Raw genomic sequence first — 24849 nt, 5'->3', positions numbered from 1 at the left:
GTTGACCAAGGGGGGTATTGATATCACGGGAGTCTCAATACGCTGCAACAAGATATTTGTGGGTACCGGATTCGCTTCCTACGCTGAGGTGCATTCGAGGGCCCCGAAAGGATGGGGGCAGCCCGATGGAACTCAGGCATCTTCGGTATTTCGCGGCCGTCGCCGAAACACGTCATTTCGGAAAGGCCGCGGAAGTCCTCCACATGGCCCAGCCGCCGCTCTCCCAGGCGATCCGCCGACTGGAGAAGGAACTGGGCGTGGAGCTCTTCACCCGTACCACCCGTCAGGTTGCCCTGACCGGGGCGGGCGAGGTGTTCCGCACCGACGTGGAGCGCATCCTCCAGGCCGTCGACGAGGCGGTCGCCCGGGTCGCGCGCTTCGCCGACGGGGTGGAGGGGGTGCTCCGGGTCGGCCTGACGGGCTCCGCCTCGTACCGCCAACTGCCCGCACTCGCCCGGCTGGTGAAGCGCGAGCTGCCGCACACGATGATGGAGGTGCACACCGAGATGCTCACGCCCGCACAGGAGTTGGGGCTGACCGAGCGCCGCCTCGACATCGGCCTGCTGCGCCCGCCGATCCGGCAGGAGGGCATCGCCCACCGCCTCATCGCGGAGGAACCACTCGTCGCCGCCGTCCCCGAGGGGCACTGGCTCGCCGAGGCGGACACCGTCCACGTGGAGCAACTGCGGCACGAGGACTTCGTCATGTACGGCGCCACGCTCGGCTCCGTCGTCCACGACGCCGTGGTTCGCAGCTGCCTCGCCTCCGGCTTCTACCCGCACTCCGCCTACGAGGTCACCGAGACCTCGGCCGCCCTGGCCATGGTCGCCGCCGGCCTGGGCGTCGCGGTCCTGCCCGACTCGATCCGCTCCGCACCCCGCGAGGGCGTGGTGTGCAAGGACATCGTGGACGCGCTGTCCGTCCCCCTGGTGCTGGCCTGGCGGGCGGACGACGAATCGCCGCTGCTGGGGCGCCTGCTGGACGTACTCGAAAGAAACGACGTGTTCCTGGCGGTCACCGGACAGGAAATTCACGAGAGCACAGGGGAAACGCCGTGAAAATCACCGCAGTGGAAGCCGTGCCTTTCGCGATCCCCTACCGGAAACCGCTGAAGTTCGCGAGCGGAGAGGTGCACACCGCCGATCACGTACTGGTGCGGGTGCATACGGACGAGGGTCTGACGGGGACCGCCGAGGCACCGCCCCGCCCTTACACCTATGGCGAGACCCAGGAGTCGATCGTCGCGGTGATCGACAAGCTCTTCGCCCCGCAGATCCTGGGCCTGACGGCGCTGGAGCGGGAGGCGGTCCACGAGCGGCTCGACCGGACCGTCGGCAATCCGACCGCCAAGGCCGCCATCGACATGGCGCTGTGGGACGTCCTCGGCCAGGCCGCCGGTATGCCGGTCTCCGGCCTCCTCGGCGGCTACACGGACCGTATGCGGGTCAGCCACATGGTCGGCTTCGCGCCCGCCGACGAGATGGTCGCCGAGGTGGAGCGCATCCGGGACACGTACGGCGTCACCACCTTCAAGGTGAAGGTCGGGCGCCGGCCCTACACGCAGGACGTCGAGGCATGCCGCGCGCTGCGCGAGGCCCTCGGCCCGGACGCGGAGCTCTACATCGACGGCAACCGGGGCTGGACCGCGTCCGAGTCCGCCCGCGCCCTGCGCGAGATGGCCGACCTCGGCCTGACGTTCGCCGAGGAACTCTGCCCCGCCGACGACGTACTCGGCCGTCGCTGGCTGGTCGCGCGGAGCCCGGTTCCGTTCATCGCCGACGAGAGCGCCACCCGGGCCGCGGAGGTGACCCGGGAACTCCTCGGCGGATCGGCCACCGCGATCAGCATCAAGACGGCGCGTACCGGTTTCACAGCCTCGCAGCGTGTGCTGCACGAGTGCGAGGGCCTGGGCGTCGAGGTGGTGATGGGCAATCAGATCGACGGCCAGATCGGCACGTTGTGCACGGTCGCCTTCGGCGCCGCCCACCGCACCAGCGCTCGGTACGCGGGCGAGCTGTCCAACTTCCTCGACATGACCGACGACCTCCTCACCGAGCCGCTGACCATCGAGAACGGCACCCTGCGCATCCGCGAGGGCGCCGGACTCGGCATCGACATCGACCCCGAGAAGCTGGCGCGTTACCGCCAGGACTGCTGACACACCTTCACGACACGACTTTCAAGGGACGGGATCACCATGACCGACACCACCATCGAGCAGGCCACCGCCGCCGCCTCCGGAGCCGCCGCCACCGAGCAGTTCCGCACCAAGCAGCGCACGGACGGGATCGACGTCGACACCGAGCGCGTCGACACCCTCGTCACCGAACTCCTCACCGCGGCCCATGACATCATCCGCCGCCACAAGGTGACCTACGCCGAGTACGACGTGCTCAAGTCCTGGCTGATCCAGGTCGGCGAGGACGGCGAGTGGCCGCTCTTCCTCGACGTGTGGCTGGAGCACGTCGTCGAGGAGGTCGCGAACGAGAACCGCGAGGGCAGCAAGGGCACCATCGAGGGCCCCTACTACATCCCGGACGCCCCCCGCCTGCCCGCCGAGGCGCAGCTGCCGACGCGCCAGACCGAGGAGGGCACCCCGCTGCTCTTCCAGGGGCAGGTGACGGCCGTGGACGGATCGCCGCTGGCGGGAGCCCTCGTCGAGATCTGGCACGCCGACAACGACGGCTACTACTCGCAGTTCGCGCCCGGCCTGCCGGAGTGGAACCTGCGGGGCACGGTCGTCGCCGACGACACCGGCCACTTCTGGATCCGCACCATCGAGCCGGCTCCGTACCAGATCCCGACCGACGGCTCCTGCGGCCGGCTCATCGCCGCCGCGGGCTGGCACGCGTGGCGCCCCGCCCACCTCCACCTGAAGGTGTCGGCCCCGGGCCACCAGCTCATCACCACCCAGCTGTACTTCCAGGGCGGCAGCCACGTCGAGGACGACATCGCCCAGGCCGTGAAGCCCGAACTGATCCTCGCCCCGACTCCGGTCGCGGACGGCGACGGCAACGAGGTCACGTACGACTTCGTCCTCGACAAGGCGTGATGCGCGGTGCTGTTCGCGGTACGGATGGACGTCGCGATTCCACGCGACCTCGACCCCGGGGTCCGCGCGGACCTGGTGGCACGTGAGAAGGCGTACTGCCAGGAACTGCAGAAGTCGGGGGAGTGGGTGCACATCTGGCGGTGCGTCGGGCAGTACGCCAACATCAGCGTCTTCGACGTCGCCGACAACGAGGCACTGCACCGCCTCCTGTGGAACCTCCCCCTCTTCCCCTTCATGAAGGTCGACGTGACACCGCTGGCCCAGCACCCGTCCGACCTCGCCGCCGGTGAGGTCGTGGCGTGATGGACAAGGTGGTGGCCACGGCCCCGGAGGCGGTGGCCGACGTGCCGGACGGCGCGTCGCTCGCCGTCGGCGGGTTCGGGCTCAGCGGTGTGCCGAACGTGCTGATCCAGGCCTTGTACGAGCGGGGTGTGGCCGGGCTGTCGGTGGTGTCGAACAACTGCGGGGCGATGGACTCCGGCCTCGCGGTGCTGCTGGCCGTCGGCCGGATCGCCCGGGTGACGGGCTCCTACATCGGCGCGAACAAGGAGTTCGCCCGGCAGTACCTGGCCGGGGAACTGGAAGTCGAGCTGATCCCGCAGGGCACGCTGGCCGAGCGCCTGCGGGCCGGCGGGGCCGGCATCCCGGCCTTCTTCACTCCGGCCGGGGTGGGCACGCAGGTCGCCGAGGGCGGACTGCCGTGGCGGTACGACGGCTCCGGCGGGGTGGCGCTGGCTTCGCCGCCGAAGGAGGTGCGGGAGTTCGACGGCACGGAGTACGTGCTGGAGCGCGGAATCCGTACCGACTTCGCGCTGGTACGGGCCTGGCGGGGAGACCGGCACGGGAATCTCGTGTTCAACAAGTCCACCCGGAACTTCAACCCGCTCGCCGCCATGGCCGGCAAGGTGACCATCGCCGAGGTCGAGGAGCTCGTGGAACCCGGCGAGATCGAGCCGGACGCCGTGCACCTGCCGGGCATCTTCGTACAGCGCGTGGTCGCCCTCACCGCCGGACAGGCGGCCGACAAGAAGATCGAGCAGCGGACGATCTCGGTGCCCGTGGCAGAGAGAACGGTGAGCCGCTGATGGCCTGGACACGCGAGCAGATGGCCGCCCGGGCCGCGCGCGAACTGCGGGACGGGCAGTACGTCAACCTCGGCATCGGTCTGCCGACGCTGATCCCCAACTACCTTCCTGTCGGCGTCGAGGTGATCCTGGAGTCGGAGAACGGCATCCTCGGCACCGGTCCGTACCCGACTGAGGAGCAGGTCGACCCGGACCTGATCAACGCGGGCAAGGAGACGGTCACCGTCCTGCCGGGTGCCTCCTTCTTCGACTCGGCACTGTCGTTCTCGATGATCCGCGGCGGACACATCGACGTCGCCGTGCTCGGCGCCATGCAGGTGTCGGCGAAGGGGGACCTGGCGAACTGGGCGATCCCGGGGAAGCTGGTCACCGGGATCGGCGGGGCGATGGACCTCGTCCACGGCGCCCGCACGGTCATCGTCGTGATGACCCACTCCGCCAAGGACGGCTACCCGAAGATCCTCTCGGAGTGTGCGCTGCCGCTCACGGGCAAGGCGTGTGTGAACCGTGTCATCACCGATCTCGCCGTGCTCGACGTGACACCGCACGGACTGGTGTTGACCGAGGTCGCCCCCGGAGTCACCGTCGACGACGTCATCGCCAAGACCGACGCCAAGCTGACCGTCGCGGAGGACCTCAAGTGAAGACCGTCTACATCGTCGACGCGGTCCGCACCCCGATCGGCCGCTACAGCGGCGCTCTCGCGTCGGTGCGTCCGGACGACCTGGGCGCCCACGCCATCCGTGAACTCCTCGGCCGTACGCCGGACCTGGACCCCTCGCGGATCGACGACGTGTACTTCGGCAATGCCAACGGCGCCGGTGAGGAGAACCGCAACGTCGGCCGCATGGCCGGGCTGCTGGCGGGGCTCCCGACCTCCGTGCCGGGCGTGACCGTCAACCGGCTGTGCGCCTCCGGCCTCGAAGCGGTCATCCAGGCCGCCCGCGCCATCGCGGTCGGGGACGCCTCCATCGCCGTAGCGGGTGGCGTCGAGTCGATGACGCGGGCGCCGTACGTGTTGCCCAAGTCGGACCGGCCGTTCCCGGCCGGCCACGCCGAGCTGTACTCGACCACGCTGGGCTGGCGGATGGTCAACCCGGGGATGGACCCGCAGTGGACCGTCCCGCTGGGCGAGAGCGCGGAGTTGATCGCCGAGAAGCACAGGATCAGCCGTGAGCAGCAGGACGAGTTCGCGCTCGCCAGCCACCAGAAGGCCGCGCGCGCCCAGCAGGCAGGCCTGTTCGACGCCGAACTCGTACCGGTGCCGATACCGCGGCGCAAGGGCGAGCCGGTGGTCTTCGACGCCGACGAATGCGTACGGCCGGATGCGTCACTGAGCGCCATGGCCAGGCTGAAGCCGTCCTTCCGTACCTCTGCGGGGACTGTCACCGCAGGAAACGCCTCCCCCCTGAACGACGGCGCCGCCGCTCTGCTCCTCGTCGACGAGAAGGGTCTGACGGCCACCGGCCGCGAACCGCTGGCCCGCGTCTCGGCGACCGGCGTCTCCGCGATCGACCCGCACTACTTCGGGCTCGGCCCCGTGGAGGCGGTCAACCGGGCTCTCGCCAAGGCGGGCAGGAGGTTCGACGACCTGTCGGTGCTGGAGCTGAACGAGGCGTTCGCCGCCCAGGTCCTGGGCTGCGTGGCCGAGTGGCCCGAGTTCGACCCGGCGATCCTCAACCCGCGGGGCGGCGCCATCGCGCTGGGCCACCCCCTCGGTGCCTCTGGTGCGCGCCTGACCGGCACCGTCGCCCACCAACTCGCCCGCAAGGGCGGCGGCGTCGGAGTCGCCACGCTCTGCATCGGCGTCGGCCAGGGCCTCGCCCTGGTCCTCGAACGCCGGTGAAACCTCCAGGAGCCGCCGTGCCCGCCTCCCCGCTCCCGCACCACCACGTCGTCGGACCGGCGGACGCCCCGCCCCTGCTCCTCGGCCCGTCCCTGGGCACCTCCAAGGCGGTCTGGGAACCCCAACTGCCTTCCCTGACCCGCCGTTTCCGGGTACTGCGCTTCGACCTGCCCGGACACGGCGGTTCCACGTCCGATGTCCTGCCCGACGCCGAGCCCGGCCGTACGACGGTCGAGGACCTCGCGTCGCTGGTGCTCGCCCTCGCCGACCACCACGGCTGGGACCGGTTCCACTACGCGGGCATCTCCATGGGCGGAGCCGTCGGCGCCCACCTCGCAGCGCGTGATCCGGACCGGATCGCCTCCCTGGCCCTGGTCTGTTCCTCCGCGCACTTCGGCGCCGCGCGACCGTGGCACGAGCGGGCCGATCTGGTGCGGCGCAAGGGAACAGCTCCGCTGCTGGAGACCAGCCCGGGCCGCTGGTTCGCCTCGGCCGACTTCGCCGACACCCCCTTCGGCCGCAGACTGCTCGGCAACCTCGCCGACGCCGACCCGGTCGGATACGCGGCCTGCTGCGACGCCCTCGCCGACTACGACCTGCGCCCCGACCTCGCGGCGATCAGCGCCCCCACCCTCGTCGTCGGGGGCACCCTCGACACAGCAACGCCGCTGGAGCACGCGCGGGAACTCGCCGACGGCATCCCGCACGCCGTACTGAAGACCATCGCCTGCGGCCACCTCGCCGCCGAGCGGCCCAGGGCCCTGCAGGACGTGCTCACCGCGCACCTGTCCGTAGCCCAAGAGGAGGACGGGACGCGGATTCCCCTGCCCGACTGATCCGCTCGCTCCGCGTATGTCAGCGCCAAGCCGCAAAGACGCGGCACGTAGTTCACCGGAGGCCGCTGTGCAGCCCAGTGACACGCTCCGTCCGGAGATCGCCCACTGCTGGTGGCGCTCCGAGATGAGCGGGCTCAGCCCCGAGGCCCCGAACCTGCGCTTCGACCCGGACGCGGTGGACCGGCGCAGCCGTCCGGTGGCGGCTGCCGAGCCGGTGCTCGCCGAACTCGCCGAGCAACTCGGCGACGGGGACTTCTGCGTGCTGTTCACCGACCGTGAGTCGCGGATCGTGGACATGCCCATCGGCGCCCGACGGCTGCACGACCGGCTGGAGGCCCTAGGGGTGGTGACGGGCGGGGTCTTCCTGGAGGACGACCGGCACGAACTCGATCGCCACGGCACACGAACTGTGCCGTGGTATCGCGGTGCACGGTGACGAGCACTACCTGGAGCCGTTCAAAGCGTTCAGCTGCTACGGGCATCCGATCACCCACCCGGTTACCCGCCGGCTGGTGGGCGTCCTCGGCATCACGTGTGACACGAGGAACGACTCTCCCCTGCTCGCCCCGCTCATCGCACGCGCGGCCCGCGACATCGAGGAACGGCTGCTGCGGTCCACGCGCCGCGCCGAACAGCGGATGCTGGCCGCCTTCCAGACGGCGGCGGCCGGACGCAACCGGCCCGTGCTCGTGCTCGGCGAGGGTGTGGTGCCGGCGAACCCCGCAGCCGTGGAACTCCTCGACCTCATCGACGACATCCGGCTGCGTGAACTCGCGGTCGGTATCGTCCGCCGGGGCGTCGGCGCATGCCCGCAGCCCCATACGGTCCGCTCGGCCGAGCTGGCCTCGGGGCGAGACGTCGCCGTCCGGTACCAGGCCGTCGCACCCGGGGCGGAGGGTGTGCTCTTCGAGTTCGAACAGCTGGGCGGGACGGACGGGACGGCCCGAATCGTCGGCTCCAGCCGGCGTCCCGCTGTGCGGACCACGGAACCCGTGCCGGGCACGCCGGTCTACGTCGGCGGGGAACCCGGCACGGGACGTACGACGGCGTGACCTCCGTGGCCCGCCCGCGTCTCCGCTTCCGGAACCTCCACCCTCAGCCCGCACTACTTCGGACTGGCCCCGGTCGAGGCCGTCAACCGCGCGCTGGCCAAGGCCGGAAAGACCTTCGCTGACCTGTCCACTCTCGAACTCGACGAGGCCTTCGCACCCCAGGTTCTCGGCCGCGTCGCCGAATGGCCCGAGTACGACCCGGAGATCCTCAACCCCCAGGGCGACGCCATCGCCCCCCACCCCCTCGACGCCTCCGGTGCCCGCCTCGTCAGCACTGTCGCCCACCAACTCGCCCGCAAGGGCACCGGAGCCGGAGTCGTCACCCTGTGCATCGGCGTCGGCCAAAGCCTCGCCCTCGCGCTCGAACGTTGAGCCGCGCCGCAGTACACGCCCACAGGAGCCGCAGTGACCTCTCTGCAACTGCTGCATCACCAAGCCGTCGGCCCGGACGGGGGCCGCTGTTGGTCCTCGGGGCCTTCCTGGGCACATCGACGACCATCTGGCTGATGCAGTGCCCGGCCTCTCCCGACGCTTCCGGGTCGTGAGCCTTGACCTCCCCGGATACATCGGTTCACCGAGCGGCCTGCTCCCCGTCCCCGAACCGGACGGCACGACGGCGAGAACCTCGTGTGTCTGGTCCTCGACCTCGTCGACCACCAGGGCCGGGATCGCTTCCACTACGCGGGCTCTCCCTGAGCGGCGCCATCCGGGCCCATGCCGCGGTCCAACACCCCGACCGTGTCGCCCCGTTGGGGCTGATCGGCTCGTCCGCCCGCATCGGCCCGCCGGAGCCTGACGGGAGCGCGCCCACTGGTACGGCTCAAGCGGACGGAGCCACTGCTGGTGAGCAGTCCCGGACCTTGGTTCGCCGAACCGGATACGGCCGAAGCTCCCCTCGGCCGTGCCCTGCTGCGACGCCCTCGCCGCCTGTGACCTGCGACCCGAACTGGCCCGGATCACCGCTCACACCCTCGTCGTCGAGAACATCCACGACGTGGCCCCCTTGCACCACGCCGAAGGACCGGCGGACGGGATTCCCCGCGCCAGGCTGGAGACGGTCGCCGTCGGGCATCTCGCCGTGGAGCAGCCCGACGCCTTGGAACCAGGTAAGTCCCTGAGCGGCGGCGATGGTTGCACGGTGGGCACTTGCGGGCGGTGGACCCAGGTCTGCGCCAGCCGGTTGTGGTTGCGGCTGCTGAGTGCGGGCAGCCGGTGGCTCCGGTTGCCCGCACTCGGGTTCATGACTGCCACGAGGGTTGCGAGACCGTGGCGGAGGTCAGTGGAGCGTCCACCTCTGGTTGGTCTGGCCGTTGCAGGTCCACAGGATCACCTTGGTGCCATTCACGGTCGCGGCTCCGTCGGCGTCCAGGCAGAGGCCCGACAGGTTGTTGGTGATGCTGCCGTTGGAGTTGACGGTCCACTTTCTGGTTCGTGCCGTTGGTACAGTCCAAGAGGATGACCTTGGTGCCGTTGGCGGTGCCGTTGTTGTCGGCGTCCAGGCACTTGTTGCCGTAGACGACGAGCTCGCCCCGCGAGGTCTGGGCGAAGATCTCGTTCCGGCCGCCGAAGCAGTCCCACAGGATGGCCTGGCTGCCGCCCGCGACAGTGTTCTTCTCGAAGCCGAGGCAGCGGTTCGAGGCAGCACCGGTGAGCGCGACGCCGTTGGTGCCCGGGACCCCCTGGACACGGATCGCGTCGATGTCGGGGGCGGTGCTGCCGGAGACGGCGGCGAACGTCACGGTGTTCGTCCCCTTGGCCATGTGGGCCAGCACGGACACGGTCCGGTAGGTCGTGGCGGAGCCGGTCGGCGGGAAGGACGCCTGGTACTTGTACTGGCCGTTGACCTGGATGGTGGCCTTACGGGCCGAGCTGCCTCCGTTGGCATAGGTGATGTCGACCAGCTTGGTGCCTGCGGCGCCGGTGGTGACGCCGGTGAAGGCGGGCGTGGTCGCGGTGCTGGTGTCCTCGTACGTCGAGCCGGACGCCTCGGTGCCGGAGACCGTGAGCAGCACGGCGTCGTTCGCCGAGACGGTCGTGGTGTAGCCGGTGGCAAAGGAGCCGGCGTCGCTGCGCGACCAGGTGTTGCGCACGGAGGCGGAGGCGGTGGTCAGACCGAGGTCGGCCCAGCGGACGGTCATCGAGGCGGCGGAGCCGGTGCGGTTGAGCAGCAGCACGGCGCGCTTTCCGGTGCCGGCAAGCACCTTCGAGTACACCTGCTGGTTCCGGGTGTCCTCGGCCACCTTGACGCCCTTCAGGCCGCGCGCGTCCTCGTCGATGGCGAGGACCTCGGGCCGGGTGAGGATGTCGCGGGTCGTGGTGCTCATCGTGCCCAGGTTGTTGCCGGCCAGCATCGGGGCACCGGATATCGCCCACAGGCTCATGTGCAGCCGGTTCTGAGCCACGCTCAGACCGTTCATGCCGACCATCAGCATGTCGGGGTCGTTGCAGTACCCGGTGTGCTGGGCCGCGGGGTGGATGGCCTGGTCGAAATTGGTGAGCATCTTGGCCGTGTCCGGGGTCTGTCCCCAGAAGATGATGTCGTTGCTGGTGCGCCACAGGTCGCCGGTGCCCGTAGCCGGGTGGTGGGGTAGTAGTAGCCGCAGCCCTGCTTGCCCGCGTCGGTGTGGATGCCGGCCTTGAGACCCTTGCTGTGGATGTAGTCGGCCATCGCCTTCATGCCGCCGGGCCACAGGTTCTCGTCCACCACGATGTTGCCGTTGGCGTCGCGGTCGCCCTGCCACCAGCCAAGGCGTCGGCCTGGGCCTTGATGGTGTTGTAGTCGATGCTGCTGGCGAAGCTGTTCCAGGACGCCCAGCCCAACGGTGGCGGGGTGACACCGATCTGGTTGGTGCTGACGGCGGCCGGATCGGAGGACAGGGGGACCGACGGTGCCTGCCGGTCGAAGGAGGCCAGACCGGCGAGAGCGAGGCCGAGGACGAGGACCTGCGCGGCGACGCGTCTGGTCCATCTTCGTGCAATCTTGTTCGACATCGGGACCTTCCGTGCGGAGAATGGATCATTTTCCAAAGAAATCCATCGCATGGCAGCCAAGAAGCGTGCCCACGCCAAGAGGTGGAACAGGAAAATCCGTTGCCCGGTGGCGAGTTCTGTTCTTCCGGCCGCTGCCGGTGACCGCGAGACCCCCGCGGGATCGGGGCGCCGTCCGGGCGGGCGGAGCGAATCGACTGGTGTTCCGTCGCCCGCAGCCATCGTGGCCCGCATCGCCTCAGCCGCCGCTGCCCTGCGGAAGATCGAGCCGCACTCTGAAGTCCTGGTGTGGCTCGGCGTGTGCGCAGGACTGCGCGACCGCGAGGCTCCCGGGAGGTATACGGTCACGTGTCCGCCGGCTGGAGTCGGTCAGGGTGACGGCGAAGCGGTCCGAAGCTTGTGGAGGACGTGACGGCGGGGCCGGGACGGTCGTGCTGTCCCGGCCCCGCCGTGGTTCACCGTGCCGCGAGGGCGGGGGCGCCTCTGGTTGGCGGTGCGTCTGTCATTCCGGTCGCGGTCACTGGACCGGGTTCCATCCGTCCGTGCCGGCCAGGTACTTCTGGGCGGTGTGGTCACCGGCCTCGGCGTCGGTCAGCTTCGGCGCGTTCGCGCCGACGCCGGCTCCGAGGCCGGAGTTGCCGTACTCCTTGAACCGGGCCGACGACCAGGAGCAGTCGGTGGTCATGTCGGTCCAGGGGTGCGCCTCCAGTACGGCCCTCAGTCCCGTGACATCGACCTCGCCTGCCACCGCCTGCACCACCGGGTGTTTCACACCACGCTGTTCAGCAAGGTGGGCGAACGAATGCGTTGCCAGCTAGAGGAGCTGTGGGACCACGCCGAACGCTACCGCCGTTACCGCGTGTCAACCGTCGATGTTGCCGAGGTCACGCGCATTGCCCATGACGAGCACGCCGCCATCCTCGACGCCGCCCAGAAACGTGCAGCGACACGGTGTGGTCAGTTGATTGCCCAACATCTCGCGCGCACCGCCCTCACCTCCATCGCGGGGCTCGACGCTACCCACGACCCCTGGAACGTCCGTGGGGCCGCGCGCTTCGCCTCAGCCGGCTCCTGAAGAGAGCTGCCGAGGTCGGTGGTGGTATGCCCTATGTGTGGTTGCCGTGCCGGGTGGTGGCCCGATCCACAGCGTGAAGTGGCGTAATCGGCTCCGCACCGACACTGCGGACACTCACCACGCCTCTCCACCCGCAGGGCCCTAGAGAAGTCTTGAGGTGGGTGGTTCGCCTGCTGGGCACCGGATGTGACGTCTTGTCAGCTTCTGTCGGCAGCGACCCTGGATGCAGAACAGGCATGGATGCTGGTGATCATGTGGGTGTCGAGTCCGTATGACCACCGAGCGAGTCCATGCCTGCGCACCCATCTTCCCGCATGCCGTCATGTCTCCGGCAACTGGGGACGCCTCCGGCCCTGCCCCGCTGAAAACAGTCGCTGACCTGCGGAATTATCTAGCCACGGTGCCTGACCCGCGAGCCCGTCGAGGTATCCGTCACCCATGGACAGCTCTGCTCACCGCTGCGGCCGCCGCCGTTCTGGCCGGCGCTGCCTCGATCACAGCGATCGGCGAGTGGGTCGCCGACGCCCCGCAGCGCGTCCTGGCCCTGCTCGGCTTCCGGCCCGATCCGCTGACCGGCCTGATCCGCCCGCCCCATGCCACGACCATCCGCCTCGTCCTGGCCGCCGCGGACGGTGACGCACTGGACCGCGCCATCGGACACTTCCTCCAGGAACGCAAGACCCCAGCCTCGGGACGGAAGATCATCGCCGTCGACGGCAAGACTCTCCGCGGTTCCCGCACCGCGAAACAGCCGGCCGTCGCCCTGATCGCAGCGATGATGCATAGCGACCAGGTCCTCGCCCAACGACAGATCGACGGGAAGAGCAACGAGATCCCGGCCTTCGCTCCACTCCTGGACAGCATCGATCTGACCAGCGCCGTCATCACCGCCGACGCCCTGCACACCCAGCACGACCACGCCACCTACCTGCACAAACGCGGAGCCCACTACCTCGCCGTGGTGAAAAGGAACCACCCCGCTCTCCACGAGAGCGTCCGGCGCCTGCCCTGGCGCGACGTCCGCCTGGACCACTACGAACGCGGACGGCCCACCACCGCGACGAGATCCGCCGTCTGAAGACCGCCACGTTCGCCCACCTCGACTACCCCCACGCCCGCCAGGCCCTCCAAGTCGTGCGCTGGAGAGGCGATCTGGGCACGGGCAAACTGACGATCGAGCGGATCTACCTGGTCACGAGCCTGCCGCCCGGTGCGGCCACGGGCAGCGAACTCGCCACCTGGATCCGTGGCCACTGGCGCATCGAGAGCCAGCTGCACCACGTCCGCGACCGCACCTTCCACGAGGACGCCTCCAAGACCCGCAGCCGCCGCCTGCCCCGCGTCATGGCCGGCCTGCGCAACCTCGCCATCGGTATCCACCGCCAGGACGGCCACACCAACATCGCAGCCGCCCTCCGCCGCACCGCCCGTGACCACCTACGGCCCCTCACCGCCTCGGGCTGGCATGACGAACCCGGACACAAGATCACTTCTCAAAGACCCTGGTGCAGGTCAGGAGAGGGTTATTTGAACTGGGTGAAATTCCCGCCGGGACAGCTCGTTCGTGCCGGTGACGGCCTGGGCGTAACTCCCTTGCCGCCAACGTGAGTTACGCGCGCCCCAAATGCCGCATGGTCAGGGCCAGTTGCAGTCTGAGCCTGCCCTGCGGAGTACGGACGGGCCACCCGAGCAGCGCCTCGGCGTGGCCCAACCGGTCCTGGAGCGTGGAGTGGTGGACGTTGATCTCGACGGCGGCTCCCCGCAGGCTCGCCGTCGAGGCGACGGCGTGCAACGTCGCCAGCATCCAGGGCGCGTCCGCGACCGCCGCCTCCAGTGACTGCACATCGGGCGGCGGATCGGCCCCCGGCACCACCAGCTCGGCGAGCAGCCCGATGCCGCCGAGCTCATCGGCGTAGACGACCCGGGGGCCGGGGGAGTGCGGGGTGCCGTCGGCGGTGAACCGGAGCGCGGTGCGGGCGGCTGTCCAGGAGCCCGGCAGGTCCAGCACCGGCACGGCGGGGCCGACGCCGACCCGGCCGGGCGGGAGAGCGGGGTCGGGGGATCCGACGTGATCCGGCGAGTCCGGGCCGCCCTCGACGGGGGTGGGCCTGCGGAGTGCGGCAGCGGCCAGGATGCGGGGCGGGCCGTCGAGCGGGGCGATCGCGCGGGCCGGGGCGGCGGGGTCCAGGCCGAGCGCGCGGGCGGCGTGCAGCCGTACCTGCTCGGGGGCGGTGGGGTCGAGGAGGGTCTCGACGAGCGCCGGGTCGTCGGCGCGGGCCGCCGGTGCGCGGCCGCGGGTGCGGTCGAGGACGGTACGGATGGCTGCCGCCGCGCGTTCCAGGATCACCGCGTCGACGACGCTGGGCGCTCCGGCTCGCTCCAGCCACAGGGCCGGGGCGGTGTCCGGGGACAGCGGGGCGGACGGCCAGGCGGGGTCGGGCGGCTGGTCCGTGTCGCGGCGGCGGCCGTCGGTCTCGACGCGCAGGTGCACGCGGCGGCCGGCGTCTGCGAGCCGTGCGGGGCAGCCGGCCAGGACGGCGGCGCCGCGCACCAGCGCCTCAAGCCCGGCGCGGTGCTCGGCCAGGCGGTCGAAGTAGGCGATGACCCGGACGGCGGCGCCGGCGTCCGGATCCAGCGCGGTGAGGCGCCCCGCCAGCTCTTTCATGGCCCCATGGTGAGGCATGGGGGCGAGTTTAGGGGAGTTCTTTGCCTGCGGGCCCGGTGGGGGCTGGTCGCGCAGTTCCCCGCGCCCCTATGGGGGCTGCGCCCCCATACCCCCACCTTTGGGGGGTGTGGCCCGGTGGTCTGGTGCGGGTTCGGTGGGGGCTGGCCGCGCAGTTCCTCGCGCCCCTGTGGGGGCTGCGCCCCCATACTCCGCGTCCCTGGGGGTGCGGTAGGGGTCTTTGGGGGCGCAGCCCCCCAGGGGCGCGGGGAACTGCGCGGCCAGCCCCCACCGGGCCCGCAGTGAACAACCGGCCCCTCGCCCCCCTTACTCCGCCAGCAGCCTCCGTAGCCACGCCGTCTGGGCCGTCTGGCAGGCCTGGGAGAGGGTTGCCTGGGGGGCGAAGCCGTCGAAGCCGTGGAAGCCGCCCGGCCAGACGTGCAACTCGGCGGACCCGCCTGCGTGCCACAGGCGGGTGGCGTAGGACACCACCTCGTCGCGGAAGGTTTCGGCGGAGCCTACGTCGAGGAAGGCCGGGGGCAGGCCGGACAGGTCCTCCGCGCGGGCCGGGGCGGCGTACGGGGAGACGTCCGGGCCACCGCGCTCCGCGCCCAGCAGCGCCGTCCAGCCCGTTTCGTTGGCCGTGCGGTCCCACACGCCGAGGCCCGCCATCTGGTGCGAGGAAACGGTCTCGTTGCGGTCGTCGAGCATCGGGCACATCAGCAGCTGCCCGAGAGGCCGCGGACCCTTGCGGTCCCTGAGGAGCAGCGCCAGCGCGGCCGTCAGGCCACCGCCCGCGCTCGCGCCGGCGATGACGATCCGGTCCGGGTCGGCGCCGAACTCGGCGGCGTGGTCCGCGGTCCACAGCAGTCCGGCGTAGACGTCGTCGATGGGTGCGGGGTGTGGGTGTTCCGGCGCCAGGCGGTACTCCACCGACACCACCACCGCGTCCAGCTCCTTGGCCCACCGCAGTGCGGCGTCCACGCCGACGCGGTTGTTGCCGATGACCATGCCGCCGCCGTGGACGTGGTAGATCACGGGGAGTGGAATCTGTGTCGCCGGCGCGGTCGGGCGACAGATCAGCAGCGAGATGTCGGGCGCGTTCTCGGGGCCCGGCACGACCCGGTCCTCGACCTCGAAGGCCCCGCCGACCGTCAGGTCAAGGTCCGCCAGCATCGCGAGACCGGGCCCGTTGCGGGTGGCCTCGATCTCGTCCATGGTCAGCTGGGGCGGCACCGCGTCCTTGAGCATCTCCAGGACGGCGGCGAGTTCGGGGTCGAACGGGGGCGGCGTAAGCGTCATTGCTTCTGCTCCTCATGCTGCGTGCTGGGTGCTGGGTGCTGGGTGCTGCGTGCTGCGGCTCGTACGAGGATGATCCGCGCGTCCACCGCATTCCGGAGCGCCGCCGTCCGGCGGGACTTGCCCGCCATTCGGCGGGTAGCCCGGGCGGCCCAGCCTCGGCCGGAACCCTGCACACGCTGATGACCTGGGATTTTGCCAGGTAATGGGCCGTTGTTCACCGCTTCGGGGTGGAAGTGATCTCCGGCGATGACAACGCTGCCATTGCACATCTTTTCTTTGGAGTACCTGTGAACGTCTCTTTCGCCGTCTGGGCGCTGACCGTCGTCGCCCTCTGCGTCCTCGTCGCCGTCGACTTCTTCATCGGCCGCAAGCCCCACGACGTGTCACTGAAGGAGGCCGGCACCTGGACCGTGGTGTGGGTGGTCCTCGCCTGTCTGTTCGGGCTCGGGCTGCTGATCTACGGCGGGTCCAAGCCCACCGGCGAGTTCTTCGCCGGGTACATCACCGAGAAGTCGCTGAGCGTCGACAACCTCTTCGTCTTCGTCCTGATCATGGGCAAGTTCGCGGTGCCCTCGCAGTACCAGCAGCGGGTGCTGATGGTCGGCGTGCTCGTCGCCCTCGTACTGCGGGCCGGGTTCATCGCGGCCGGCGCGGCGATCATCTCCACGTTCTCGTGGGTCTTCTACATCTTCGGCGCCTTCCTCATCTGGACCGCCTGGAAGCTCGTCCAGGACGCCAAGAAGGGTTCGCACGAGGAGGGGGCCGAAGAGTACGAGGAGAACAAGCTGCTCAAGATGGCGGAGGCGAAGTTCGGCGTCGCCGACCGGTATCACGGCACCAAGCTGTTCATCGTCGAGAACGGCAAGCGGATCATGACGCCGATGATGGTGGTCATGCTCGCGATCGGGTCCACGGACGTCCTGTTCGCGCTCGACTCGATCCCCGCCATCTACGGGCTGACCCAGGACCCGTACATCGTCTTCACCGCCAACGCCTTCGCCCTGATGGGCCTGCGCCAGCTGTACTTCCTCATCGGCGGCCTGCTGAAGAAGCTGGTCCACCTCTCGTACGGCCTGTCGATCATCCTCGGCTTCATCGGCGTGAAACTGGTGCTGCACGCACTGCACGAGTCCGGCGTCCACGTCCCGGAGATCTCCATCCCCTTCTCGCTCGGCTTCATCGTCCTCGTCCTGGCCGTCACGACCGTGACCAGCCTGCGGGCCTCGAAGAAGCAGGAGGAGGCGGAGGCCGAGGCCAACGCCCGGGCTTGACTTGGTGTGCGCTCCAAGAACTAGCGTCGCTCGGAGAACACCGCTGGATGCAGGCGAACGGAGACGGACATGCGGCTCGGCGTGCACATCAACAGGTTCAACCACTCCTCGGGTGCCGCCGCGCTCGGCCCCGAACTGGCGGCGGCCGGTGCCGCGGCCGAGGCCGCGGGCGTCCACCGGCTCACGGTCATGGACCACTACTTCCAGATGGAGTTCAACGGCGGCGCCGAGGACCCCATGCTGGAGGCCTACACGACCCTCGGCTTCCTCGCGGCCCACACCTCCACGGTCCGCCTCGGCGCGCTGGTGACCGGGGTGACGTACCGCCACCCCGGACTGCTCGCCAAGATCGCCACCACGCTCGACGTCCTGTCCGGCGGCCGGGCCACCCTCGGTATCGGGGCCGCCTGGTACGACCGTGAGCACGAGGGGCTCGGGGTGCCGTACCCGGCGACGGCCCAGCGGTTCGAGCGGCTGGAGGAGACCCTGCGGATCTGCCTCCAGATGTGGGACCCGGACGACAACGGCCCCTTCGAGGGCACCCACTACCGACTCGCCGAGACCCTCTGCGTCCCGGCGTCCGTCAGCTCGCCGCACCCGGAGATCATGATCGGCGGCGGCGGGGAGCGGAAGACACTGCGCCTGGTCGCCCAGTACGCGGACGCCTGCAACCTGTTCGCCACCAGCCCGGAGGAGGTCGCGCACAAGCTCGACGTCCTGCGCGGCCACTGCGACAGCGTCGGACGCCCGTACGACGACATCACCAGGACGCTTCTCTACATGGGCGACGCGCTGGCCGAGAACGACGTCGACGCCTTCGTCCGGGACATCGAGGGCTACGCCAAGTTCGGCATCGAGACGGTCATGCTGGGCCCGGTCACGGGTGAACCGGCCGCGTGGATCGAGCAGTTCGTGGCCCCGGCGGCGCGCCGCGCGGCCGAACTGGGCTGAGAGCGGGGCACCAGGGGCCACGGGGACAGGAAAGAGGGCTCGAAGCGGGCAGGAAAGAGGGCCCGGACGAGACAGGAGGAAGGGCCGGAGCCCGCGCGGGGCTCCGGCCCTTCCTCCATGCGTACGTCGTCATGCGTACGTCGTCATGCGTACGTCGTCATGCGTACGTCGATCAGGCGGCGGCGGGCGCGGCCTGGCCGTGGATCAGAGCGATGACCTCGGTCAGCTGCGCGGCGACCTCGGCGTCGTCGGCGGGGTGGGTCTCGGCGAAGCGGACCACGGAGCCGGGGATGGAGAGCTTGACGTCCTCGAGGACCTTGGCGCCGGCGATGCCCACGGCCTTGCGGGTCTCGTCCTGCGCCCAGACGCCGCCGAACTGGCCGAAGGCGGTGCCGACGACGGCGACCGGCTTGTCGGCGAGGGCACCGGCGCCGTACGGGCGGGACAGCCAGTCGATGGCGTTCTTCAGGACGGCCGGAATCGTGCCGTTGTACTCGGGGGAGAAGAGCAGCAGGGCATCGGCGGTGCCGGCGGCCTCGCGCAGCGCGGCGGCGGCGGCCGGGACGCTGCCCTCGACGTCGATGTCCTCGTTGTAGAACGGGATGTCGGCAAGGCCTTCGTACAGCACGACCTCGGCGCCCTCGGGGGCGAGCTTCACGGCAGCCTCGGCGAGCTGACGGTTGTGGGAACCGGCACGAAGGCTGCCGACGAGAGCAAGGATGCGAACAGACATGGGGGACTCCACAGGGGCTGTACAGGGGGGGGCTGAAACATTGCCGTTACGATCCGGACCGAGGTCCGTTTAAAGTTGTAGCATCTAAACGGACCAGGGTCCAGTTTCATTCCTGGGCGTTACGCTGGCTTCATGTCCGAGTCCCTGCCGCCCTTCCCGAAGCCCCTGGGGTGGGCCGACGAACCCCGTTTGCTCGAACTGGGCGCCGGTGTCGGCCCCGAGGCCGACGAGCCGTGCCTGCGTGCCGACGCCGCGCGCAACCGCGCCCGGCTGCTGGAGGCCGCCGCGCAGCTGGTGGAGCGGTGCGGTGTGGGATGCGTCACCATGGAGGCGGTGGCCGCCGCGGCGCAGGTCGGCAAGGGGACCGTGTTCCGGCGTTTCGGGGACCGCACCGGTCTGCTGATGGCGCTGCTCGACCACTCCGAGAAGAAGCTCCAGGCCGCCTTCCTGTCCGGCCCTCCACCGCTCGGACCGGGGGCGCCGCCGGTGGAGCGGCTGCACGCCTTCGGTGTCGCGGTGCTGCGCAGGACCGCGGACGAACTGGAACTGCAACTGGCCGCCGAGGGCGAACCGGGCCGCCGCTTCGCTTCCGCACCCCGCATGGTGCTGTCCGGGCACGTCGCCCTGCTGCTGCGGCAGGCCATTCCGGACGCCGACTGCGAACTTCTCGCGAAAACGCTGATGGGCTATCTGGATCCGGCCCTTGTCCACCACTTGACCAAGCAGTGCGGGATGCCGACGGCGCGGCTGGAGGCGGGCTGGATCGACCTCGTCGACCGGATCGCCGGCGGTACGCCTTCGTATTGACCGCGAGTTTCGGCCAATTGCCCGGCGCGTGCTCCGGCCCGCACGGGTGATCAACCAGTGCAATCCGTCCGGGACTTGGCGCGGGCTGTCCGGAAAGCGCGTTCGGTGCGCGGCTGTTCGGGATCGGGCCCTGAACCCGTGGTCCAGCAGGCCTCGGCAATCCGAAACGATCTTTGAATGATCTTTCTGAAGCGTTTCAGTAAAGCGCTTTCCTGAAGCGCTTTCGTCAACCGCCTTTGCTACCGGATCGATTGCGAAGTTCCCCCGCTCCGACCCTTGCCCCGAGCTTCTGCAAAGATGCCGTACGTCATGGTGCAGATACCGAATTCGGCCGCCCCGGCGACGTCCCAGCCACGCTCCGTGCCCACGAGCGCGGATGTGGCCCGCCTGGCCGGCGTCTCGCGCGCAACCGTCTCCTACGTCCTCAACAACACCAGTGCCGTCCGGATCAGCGAACCCACCCGCCGCCGCGTCCACGAGGCCGCGGAGGAACTCGGGTACGTTCCGCACGCGGCGGCCCGCAGTCTGCGGGCCGGCCACAGCCGGATGGTCCTGATGCCCGCCCCGAACGTGCCGATCGGCCCGCTCTACAGCCAGTTCATCAACGAACTCCAGTGGGCGCTCAGCCGGCTCGACTACACCGTCGTGCAGTACGCCTCGGTCGGTCTGCGCGGCGACGAGGCCGCCCGGGCCTGGGCCGAGCTGCGCCCCGCCGCCGTCCTCGTGCCCGTCGGCGGGCTCGGACCGCAGGGCGTGGCCGTCCTCAAGCGCTCCGGTGCGCGGGCCGTCGTCACGCTCGGTTCCGAGCGCATCGAGGGCGCGCACAGCATGCTCATCGACCACGAGGGTGTCGGCCGCAGCGCGGGCGCGCACCTGTACGCCCGTGGCCGCCGTCGGATCGGTGTAGTCGTGCCCGAGGAGCCGGGCATGAAGGTCTTCTCCAAGCCCCGTCTCGACGGGGTGCGCAGAGCGGTGGAGGGTACGGACGCCTCCGTGACCGTCCTGTCGCTCGCCTACGAGGAGGAGTCCGCGGCCCGCCTCGCCGCTCGCTGGCCCGAACTCGGCCTGGACGGTGTCTTCGCGTTCAACGACGAGTACGCGATGCTCCTGATGCGCGCCCTTCAGGACGCGGGCGTCACCGTCCCCGACGACACGGCGCTGGTCGGCGCCGACGACCTGGTCCTCGGCCGGCTGCTGCGGCCCACACTGAGCACGGTCCACATCGAACTCCCGGCCGGGAAGGACCTCGCCGAACTCGTCGACCGCGCGGTGCGCAATCCCGGGGCCGCCCCCGAGACCCACAACGTCCTGGGCGCGACACTCGTCCACCGCGACTCCAGCTGAGCCGCTGCGCTGGGCTTGTGGGGTCGGGTGCGTGAGGTTTGGGGTTCTCTGCGGGCTGGTGGGGGCTGGTCGCGCAGTTCCTCGCGCCCCTTTGGGGCGCGTCTCGGTGGCCGGCTGTCTGGCTGTGGTGGGACTGGTGTGTGCGGGTGAAGTGCCGTTGCTTTGCGTCGGCCCGATTCGGCTGACAGGCCATAGGATGTTGCACGCTCAACCAGATGGGGATGTCGTCGAACACCGGACACCGCGTGCTGCTCTGCCGTGCGCCGGGTCACCGCATCCCGCTCCGCGGCCGACGGACGGCCGCGAACCACAACGGGACCCGCGTTCGCTCCGCGCGTCCCGCCGGTGACTGAACGGAGAGCCGCAATGCCGTTGCTCGACCCCAAGACCTGGCAGTCCCACGCCGCCCGTCCCCTTTCGGGCCCCGAGTACACCGTCACCGAGCCTGCCACCGGCGAGGCGCTCGGCACGGTCGTGCTCGCCACCGGTGAGGACGTCGGACCGGCCGCGCAGGCCGCCCGTACCGCCCAGGCGGCATGGGCACGTACCCCGCACTTCGTCCGCGCCGGGGTGCTCCGCAAGGCCGGGGACCTCTTCGCCGAGCACGCCGAGGAACTGCGCGACTGGATCGTCCGCGAGTCCGGCTCGATCCCCGGCAAGGCCGAGTTCGAGCTGCACGTCGCCGCCCAGGAGTGCTACGAGGCCGCCGCCCTCGCGTCCCGCCCCGCCGGACAGGTGCTGCCCTCCGAGGCGCCCCGGCTGTCCTACACGCGCCGGGTGCCCGTCGGGGTGGTCGGTGTGATCTCGCCGTTCAACGCCCCGCTGATCCTCTCCATCCGCTCCGTCGCCCCGGCGCTCGCGCTCGGCAACGCGGTCGTCCTGAAGCCGGACCCGCGTACGGCGGTCTGCGGCGGGCTGTCCCTGGCCGCGATCTTCGCCGAGGCGGGCCTGCCCGAGGACCTGCTGCACGTGCTGCCCGGCGGCCCCGACGCGGGCCAGGCCCTGGTCGCCGACCCGCTCGTCCCCGTCATCTCCTTCACCGGCTCCACAGCTGCGGGCCGCGCCGTCGGCGAGGCGGCCGGCCGGCACCTCAAGCGGGCCCACCTGGAACTCGGCGGCAACTCCGCCATGATCGTCCTGGAGGACGCCGACCTCGACGCGGTGATCTCCACCGCCGCGTGGGGCTCCTTCTTCCACCAGGGCCAGATCTGCATGACGACCGGCCGCCACCTCGTCCACCAGTCGCTGTACGGGGAGTACGTCGAGCGGCTCGCCGCCAAGGCCGACTCCCTCGCCGTCGGCGACCCGCACCGCGCCCACGTCCACCTCGGCCCGATCATCGACGGCGCGCAGCTCGCCAAGGTCCACGGGCTGGTGGAGTCCAGCACGGCGAGCGGTGCGAGGCTTGCGGCCGGCGGCACGCACGAGGAGCTGTTCTACCGGCCTACGGTTCTCGCCGACGTCGACGACAGCACGCCCGCGTACGCGGAGGAGGTTTTCGGTCCGGTCGCGCCCGTACGGTCGTTCGCCACCGCTGACGAGGCCGCCGCCCTTGCCGCCGTCGGGCCCTACGGGTTGTCGCTCGGCATCGTCACTCGTGACACCGCGCGCGGGCTCGACCTCGCCGAGCGCATTCCGACCGGGATCGTGCACATCAATGACCAGACGGTCAACGACGAGGCCGTGGCGCCGTTCGGTGGGGTTGCGGCCTCCGGGACCGGTGCGCGGTTCGGTGGGGAGTCGAACCTGGAGGCGTTCACCGACGTGCGGTGGACCACCGTGCGGGGGGATGTGGCGCCGTACCCCTTCTAGAACGCCTCCGGTGCGTTGTCGGCTGCGAGCCCGGTGGGGGCTGGTCGCGCAGTTCCCCGCGCCCCTTCGGGGCGCGGGCTACTTCGCCTGCTGGGCCGCCACCGACTTGCGGACCTCGTCCATGTCCAGCTTGCGCGCCTGGCCGATGACGTCCGTCAGGGCGGCCTCGGGGAGGGCGCCCGGCTGGGCGAAGACGGCGACCTGGTCGCGGACGATCATCAGGGTCGGGATGGACTGGATACCGAAGGCCTGTGCCAGCTCCGGCTGGGCCTCCGTGTCCACCTTGCCGAACACCAGATCGGGGTTCTCGTCGGCGGCCTTCTCGTACACCGGGGCGAACTGACGGCACGGTCCGCACCACGATGCCCAGAAGTCGATCAGCACGAACTCGTTCTCCGTGACCGTCTGGTCGAAGTTCTCCTTGGTCAGCTCCACGGTGCTGCTCATGACCTGATTCCTCTTCCTGCTGTCGGGTCGTTACCGGTGAGTCGCGCTCGCACAACACGCCCCGGCGACGGCGTATTCCGCGCGCGTACCCGTGTGGCCACGGGCCACACCACCCACCAGACTGGCCCCATGACGGAAACGGAATCCAACGTGTACGACGTAGTGGTGCTGGGTGCCGGACCCGTGGGGGAGAACGTGGCCGACCGCACCCGCGCGGCCGGCCTCTCCACCGCGATCGTGGAGAGCGAACTGGTCGGCGGCGAGTGTTCCTACTGGGCCTGTATGCCCAGCAAGGCCCTGCTGCGCCCGGTCATCGCCCGCGCCGACGCCCGCCGCGTGCCAGGTCTGAGCCACCTCGTGCAGGGCTCCCTGGACGCCGAGGCGGTCCTCGCCCACCGCGACTACGAGACCTCGAACTGGCAGGACGACGGACAGATCGGCTGGCTCGACTCCATCGGCGCCGACCTCTACCGGGGCCAGGGGCGCCTGGCCGGGCCCCGCACGGTGACGGTGACCGGAGAGGACGGCTCGACGCGCGTGCTCACCGCCCGGCACGCGGTCGCCGTGTGCACGGGCACCCGCGCCCAGCTGCCCGACCTGCCGGGTCTCGCCGAGGTCGGGCCCTGGACGAGCCGGGAGGCGACCAGCGCCAAGTCGGTGCCCGGCCGACTGATCGTGGTCGGCGGCGGTGTCGTCGCCGTCGAGATGGCCACGGCCTGGCAGGCACTCGGCTCCCAGGTCACCCTGCTGGTCCGGGGCAAGGGCCTGCTGCCCCGCATGGAGCCGTTCGCCGGCGAGCTGGTCGCCGAGGCGCTGGCGGAGGCGGGCACGGACGTCCGTACGGGGACCTCGGTCCGGTCGGTGACCAGGGAGAACGGCACCGTCGTGGCGGTCACCGACACCGGCGACCGGATCGAGGCCGACGAGATCCTCTTCGCCGTCGGCCGCGCCCCGCGCACCGACGACATCGGCCTCGACACGGTCGGCCTGGAACCGGGCTCCTGGCTGCCCGTCGACGACAGCCTCCGGGTCACCGGCAGCGAGTGGCTGTACGGGGTCGGCGACGTCAACCACCGCGCCCTCCTCACCCACCAGGGCAAGTACCAGGCCCGGATCGCGGGCGCCGCCATCGCCGCCCGCGCGGCCGGTGTACCGCTCCTGGAGACCGACCCCTGGGGCGCCCACGCGGCCACCGCCGACCACGGCGCGGTCCCGCAGGTCGTCTTCACCGACCCGGAGGCTTCGGCGGTCGGCCTCTCCCTGGCCGAGGCGGAGCAGGCGGGCCGCCGGGTGCGCGCGGTCGACGTGGAGTTCTCCTCGGTCGCGGGCGCGGGCCTGTACGCCGACGGCTACCGGGGACGCGCCCGCATGGTCGTCGACCTGGACAGCGAGACCCTGCTCGGCGTGACCTTCGTCGGCCCTGGCGTCGGCGAGCTGATCCACTCGGCGACCGTCGCCGTCGCCGGCGAGGTGCCGCTGAGCCGGCTGTGGCACGCGGTGCCGTCGTATCCGACGATCAGTGAGGTCTGGCTGCGGCTGCTGGAGGCGTTCCGCGACGGGAAGTAGGGGCGAGCGCACGGGAGGCG

The 24849-nt window shown here is 70.5% G+C and carries 24 protein-coding genes and 2 pseudogenes; 20 read left to right on the top strand and 6 right to left on the bottom strand.

Going from position 1 to position 24849, the window contains the following annotated elements:
• Positions 1-125: 125 nt before the first annotated feature.
• From OG787_RS04120 to OG787_RS04070, 11 genes and pseudogenes are all read left to right on the top strand, one after another.
• Positions 126-1058 carry a LysR substrate-binding domain-containing protein gene (locus OG787_RS04120; protein WP_369032652.1) on the top strand — a complete coding sequence of 311 codons (933 nt, stop codon included), beginning with the start codon at positions 126-128 and terminating at the stop codon, positions 1056-1058.
• Positions 1055-2158, top strand: a complete 1104-nt coding sequence (locus OG787_RS04115) for a mandelate racemase/muconate lactonizing enzyme family protein (protein ID WP_369032653.1) — start codon at positions 1055-1057, stop codon at positions 2156-2158. Before OG787_RS04120 ends, OG787_RS04115 begins: the two co-directional genes overlap by 4 nt.
• A gap of 39 nt (positions 2159-2197) precedes the next feature.
• The gene (catA, locus tag OG787_RS04110) at positions 2198-3052 is read left to right on the top strand and encodes a catechol 1,2-dioxygenase (protein ID WP_369032654.1); all 855 of its coding nucleotides are present in this window, start codon (positions 2198-2200) and stop codon (positions 3050-3052) included.
• A 6-nt stretch (positions 3053-3058) separates the two neighbouring features.
• Entirely contained in the window at positions 3059-3355 is a 297-nt protein-coding gene (catC, locus tag OG787_RS04105) for a muconolactone Delta-isomerase (protein ID WP_369032655.1), read from the top strand.
• Complete coding sequence (locus tag OG787_RS04100) at positions 3355-4137, top strand: CoA transferase subunit A (RefSeq protein WP_369032656.1); 783 nt, start codon at positions 3355-3357, stop codon at positions 4135-4137. The genes catC and OG787_RS04100 overlap by 1 nt, the downstream gene beginning before the upstream one ends.
• Positions 4137-4781, top strand: coding sequence for a CoA transferase subunit B (locus OG787_RS04095; protein WP_405534312.1), 645 nt, complete (start codon positions 4137-4139; stop codon positions 4779-4781). The genes OG787_RS04100 and OG787_RS04095 overlap by 1 nt, the downstream gene beginning before the upstream one ends.
• On the top strand, positions 4778-5983 hold the full coding sequence (locus tag OG787_RS04090; RefSeq protein WP_369032658.1) for an acetyl-CoA C-acyltransferase: 1206 nt from the start codon (positions 4778-4780) through the stop codon (positions 5981-5983). Before OG787_RS04095 ends, OG787_RS04090 begins: the two co-directional genes overlap by 4 nt.
• Before the next feature lie 17 nt (positions 5984-6000).
• The gene (locus OG787_RS04085) at positions 6001-6819 is read left to right on the top strand and encodes an alpha/beta fold hydrolase (protein ID WP_405534311.1); all 819 of its coding nucleotides are present in this window, start codon (positions 6001-6003) and stop codon (positions 6817-6819) included.
• Positions 6820-6886: 67 nt separating this feature from the next.
• On the top strand, positions 6887-7255 hold the full coding sequence (locus tag OG787_RS04080; RefSeq protein WP_405534310.1) for a hypothetical protein: 369 nt from the start codon (positions 6887-6889) through the stop codon (positions 7253-7255).
• The gene (locus OG787_RS04075) at positions 7245-7871 is read left to right on the top strand and encodes a hypothetical protein (protein WP_369032661.1); all 627 of its coding nucleotides are present in this window, start codon (positions 7245-7247) and stop codon (positions 7869-7871) included. The genes OG787_RS04080 and OG787_RS04075 overlap by 11 nt, the downstream gene beginning before the upstream one ends.
• A 12-nt stretch (positions 7872-7883) precedes the next feature.
• Positions 7884-8243, top strand: a pseudogene (locus tag OG787_RS04070) (3-oxoadipyl-CoA thiolase); the annotation flags it as partial.
• Between the two features lie 904 nt (positions 8244-9147).
• Here OG787_RS04070 and OG787_RS04065 read toward each other — a convergent pair.
• Both OG787_RS04065 and OG787_RS04060 read right to left on the bottom strand, forming a co-directional pair.
• A pseudogene (locus OG787_RS04065) lies at positions 9148-10862 on the bottom strand (ricin-type beta-trefoil lectin domain protein).
• 514 nt (positions 10863-11376) lie between these two features.
• The gene (locus OG787_RS04060; RefSeq protein ID WP_405534309.1) at positions 11377-11607 is read right to left on the bottom strand and encodes a hypothetical protein; all 231 of its coding nucleotides are present in this window, start codon (positions 11605-11607) and stop codon (positions 11377-11379) included.
• A 15-nt stretch (positions 11608-11622) separates the two neighbouring features.
• Between OG787_RS04060 and OG787_RS04055 the strand changes: the two genes are divergently transcribed.
• From OG787_RS04055 to OG787_RS04045, 3 genes are all read left to right on the top strand, one after another.
• Positions 11623-11934, top strand: coding sequence for an FCD domain-containing protein (locus tag OG787_RS04055; protein ID WP_405534308.1), 312 nt, complete (start codon positions 11623-11625; stop codon positions 11932-11934).
• A gap of 400 nt (positions 11935-12334) precedes the next feature.
• The gene (locus OG787_RS04050) at positions 12335-13012 is read left to right on the top strand and encodes an ISAs1 family transposase (RefSeq protein ID WP_369032664.1); all 678 of its coding nucleotides are present in this window, start codon (positions 12335-12337) and stop codon (positions 13010-13012) included.
• Positions 13013-13068: 56 nt separating this feature from the next.
• Complete coding sequence (locus OG787_RS04045) at positions 13069-13542, top strand: transposase (RefSeq protein ID WP_369032666.1); 474 nt, start codon at positions 13069-13071, stop codon at positions 13540-13542.
• Position 13543: 1 nt separating this feature from the next.
• On the opposite strand, the gene OG787_RS04040 is transcribed toward OG787_RS04045, so the two are convergent.
• The gene (locus OG787_RS04040) at positions 13544-14599 is read right to left on the bottom strand and encodes a helix-turn-helix domain-containing protein (protein WP_369032667.1); all 1056 of its coding nucleotides are present in this window, start codon (positions 14597-14599) and stop codon (positions 13544-13546) included.
• A gap of 324 nt (positions 14600-14923) precedes the next feature.
• The gene (locus OG787_RS04035; RefSeq protein WP_405534307.1) at positions 14924-15898 is read right to left on the bottom strand and encodes an alpha/beta hydrolase; all 975 of its coding nucleotides are present in this window, start codon (positions 15896-15898) and stop codon (positions 14924-14926) included.
• A 287-nt stretch (positions 15899-16185) separates the two neighbouring features.
• On the opposite strand from OG787_RS04035, the gene OG787_RS04030 reads away from it, so the two are divergent.
• Both OG787_RS04030 and OG787_RS04025 read left to right on the top strand, forming a co-directional pair.
• Positions 16186-17169 (top strand): TerC family protein, encoded by a 984-nt coding sequence (locus OG787_RS04030; protein WP_369032669.1) that lies wholly within the window; start codon positions 16186-16188, stop codon positions 17167-17169.
• Between the two features lie 69 nt (positions 17170-17238).
• A complete protein-coding gene (locus OG787_RS04025) occupies positions 17239-18120 on the top strand; it encodes an LLM class F420-dependent oxidoreductase (RefSeq protein ID WP_405534306.1) in 882 nt (293 codons plus the stop codon).
• Positions 18121-18292: 172 nt separating this feature from the next.
• Here the strand turns inward: OG787_RS04025 and OG787_RS04020 are convergent, their stop codons facing one another.
• Positions 18293-18853 carry an NAD(P)H-dependent oxidoreductase gene (locus OG787_RS04020; protein WP_369032671.1) on the bottom strand — a complete coding sequence of 187 codons (561 nt, stop codon included), beginning with the start codon at positions 18851-18853 and terminating at the stop codon, positions 18293-18295.
• Between the two features lie 132 nt (positions 18854-18985).
• Here OG787_RS04020 and OG787_RS04015 point away from each other — a divergent pair, with 132 nt between their 5' ends.
• The 3 genes from OG787_RS04015 to OG787_RS04005 all read left to right on the top strand — a co-directional run bounded on the left by OG787_RS04015 (position 18986) and on the right by OG787_RS04005 (position 22816).
• Positions 18986-19660, top strand: a complete 675-nt coding sequence (locus OG787_RS04015) for a TetR/AcrR family transcriptional regulator (protein ID WP_405534305.1) — start codon at positions 18986-18988, stop codon at positions 19658-19660.
• A gap of 309 nt (positions 19661-19969) precedes the next feature.
• The gene (locus OG787_RS04010; RefSeq protein ID WP_405534304.1) at positions 19970-21004 is read left to right on the top strand and encodes a LacI family DNA-binding transcriptional regulator; all 1035 of its coding nucleotides are present in this window, start codon (positions 19970-19972) and stop codon (positions 21002-21004) included.
• Between the two features lie 366 nt (positions 21005-21370).
• Complete coding sequence (locus tag OG787_RS04005) at positions 21371-22816, top strand: aldehyde dehydrogenase family protein (protein ID WP_405534303.1); 1446 nt, start codon at positions 21371-21373, stop codon at positions 22814-22816.
• 78 nt (positions 22817-22894) lie between these two features.
• Here the strand turns inward: OG787_RS04005 and trxA are convergent, their stop codons facing one another.
• On the bottom strand, positions 22895-23263 hold the full coding sequence (gene trxA / locus OG787_RS04000; RefSeq protein ID WP_369032675.1) for a thioredoxin: 369 nt from the start codon (positions 23261-23263) through the stop codon (positions 22895-22897).
• Positions 23264-23392: 129 nt separating this feature from the next.
• Here trxA and OG787_RS03995 point away from each other — a divergent pair, with 129 nt between their 5' ends.
• Positions 23393-24829: a dihydrolipoyl dehydrogenase family protein gene (locus tag OG787_RS03995; protein WP_405534302.1), complete on the top strand. Its 1437-nt coding sequence runs from the start codon at positions 23393-23395 to the stop codon at positions 24827-24829.
• The last annotated feature ends 20 nt before the right edge of the window (positions 24830-24849 follow it).

It is taken from the genome of Streptomyces sp. NBC_00075 (assembly GCF_045041225.1).
Lineage (GTDB): Bacteria > Actinomycetota > Actinomycetes > Streptomycetales > Streptomycetaceae > Streptomyces > Streptomyces adonidis.
Note: the sequence above shows the minus strand (reverse complement) of the source record. Positions and strands in the feature narration are given on the sequence as shown.

Excerpts from the sequence above, each read along its gene's own strand:
- OG787_RS04120 (WP_369032652.1), top strand. The coding sequence starts at position 126 with ATGGAACTCAGGCATCTTCGGTATTTCGCGGCCGTCGCCGAAACACGT.
- catA (WP_369032654.1), top strand. The coding sequence starts at position 2,198 with ATGACCGACACCACCATCGAGCAGGCCACCGCCGCCGCCTCCGGAGCC.
- OG787_RS04100 (WP_369032656.1), top strand. The coding sequence starts at position 3,355 with ATGGACAAGGTGGTGGCCACGGCCCCGGAGGCGGTGGCCGACGTGCCG.
- OG787_RS04095 (WP_405534312.1), top strand. The coding sequence starts at position 4,137 with ATGGCCTGGACACGCGAGCAGATGGCCGCCCGGGCCGCGCGCGAACTG.
- OG787_RS04040 (WP_369032667.1), bottom strand. The coding sequence starts at position 14,599 with ATGAAAGAGCTGGCGGGGCGCCTCACCGCGCTGGATCCGGACGCCGGC.
- OG787_RS04035 (WP_405534307.1), bottom strand. The coding sequence starts at position 15,898 with ATGACGCTTACGCCGCCCCCGTTCGACCCCGAACTCGCCGCCGTCCTG.
- OG787_RS04025 (WP_405534306.1), top strand. The coding sequence starts at position 17,239 with ATGCGGCTCGGCGTGCACATCAACAGGTTCAACCACTCCTCGGGTGCC.
- OG787_RS04020 (WP_369032671.1), bottom strand. The coding sequence starts at position 18,853 with ATGTCTGTTCGCATCCTTGCTCTCGTCGGCAGCCTTCGTGCCGGTTCC.
- OG787_RS04015 (WP_405534305.1), top strand. The coding sequence starts at position 18,986 with ATGTCCGAGTCCCTGCCGCCCTTCCCGAAGCCCCTGGGGTGGGCCGAC.
- OG787_RS04010 (WP_405534304.1), top strand. The coding sequence starts at position 19,970 with ATGGTGCAGATACCGAATTCGGCCGCCCCGGCGACGTCCCAGCCACGC.
- OG787_RS04005 (WP_405534303.1), top strand. The coding sequence starts at position 21,371 with ATGCCGTTGCTCGACCCCAAGACCTGGCAGTCCCACGCCGCCCGTCCC.
- trxA (WP_369032675.1), bottom strand. The coding sequence starts at position 23,263 with ATGAGCAGCACCGTGGAGCTGACCAAGGAGAACTTCGACCAGACGGTC.
- OG787_RS03995 (WP_405534302.1), top strand. The coding sequence starts at position 23,393 with ATGACGGAAACGGAATCCAACGTGTACGACGTAGTGGTGCTGGGTGCC.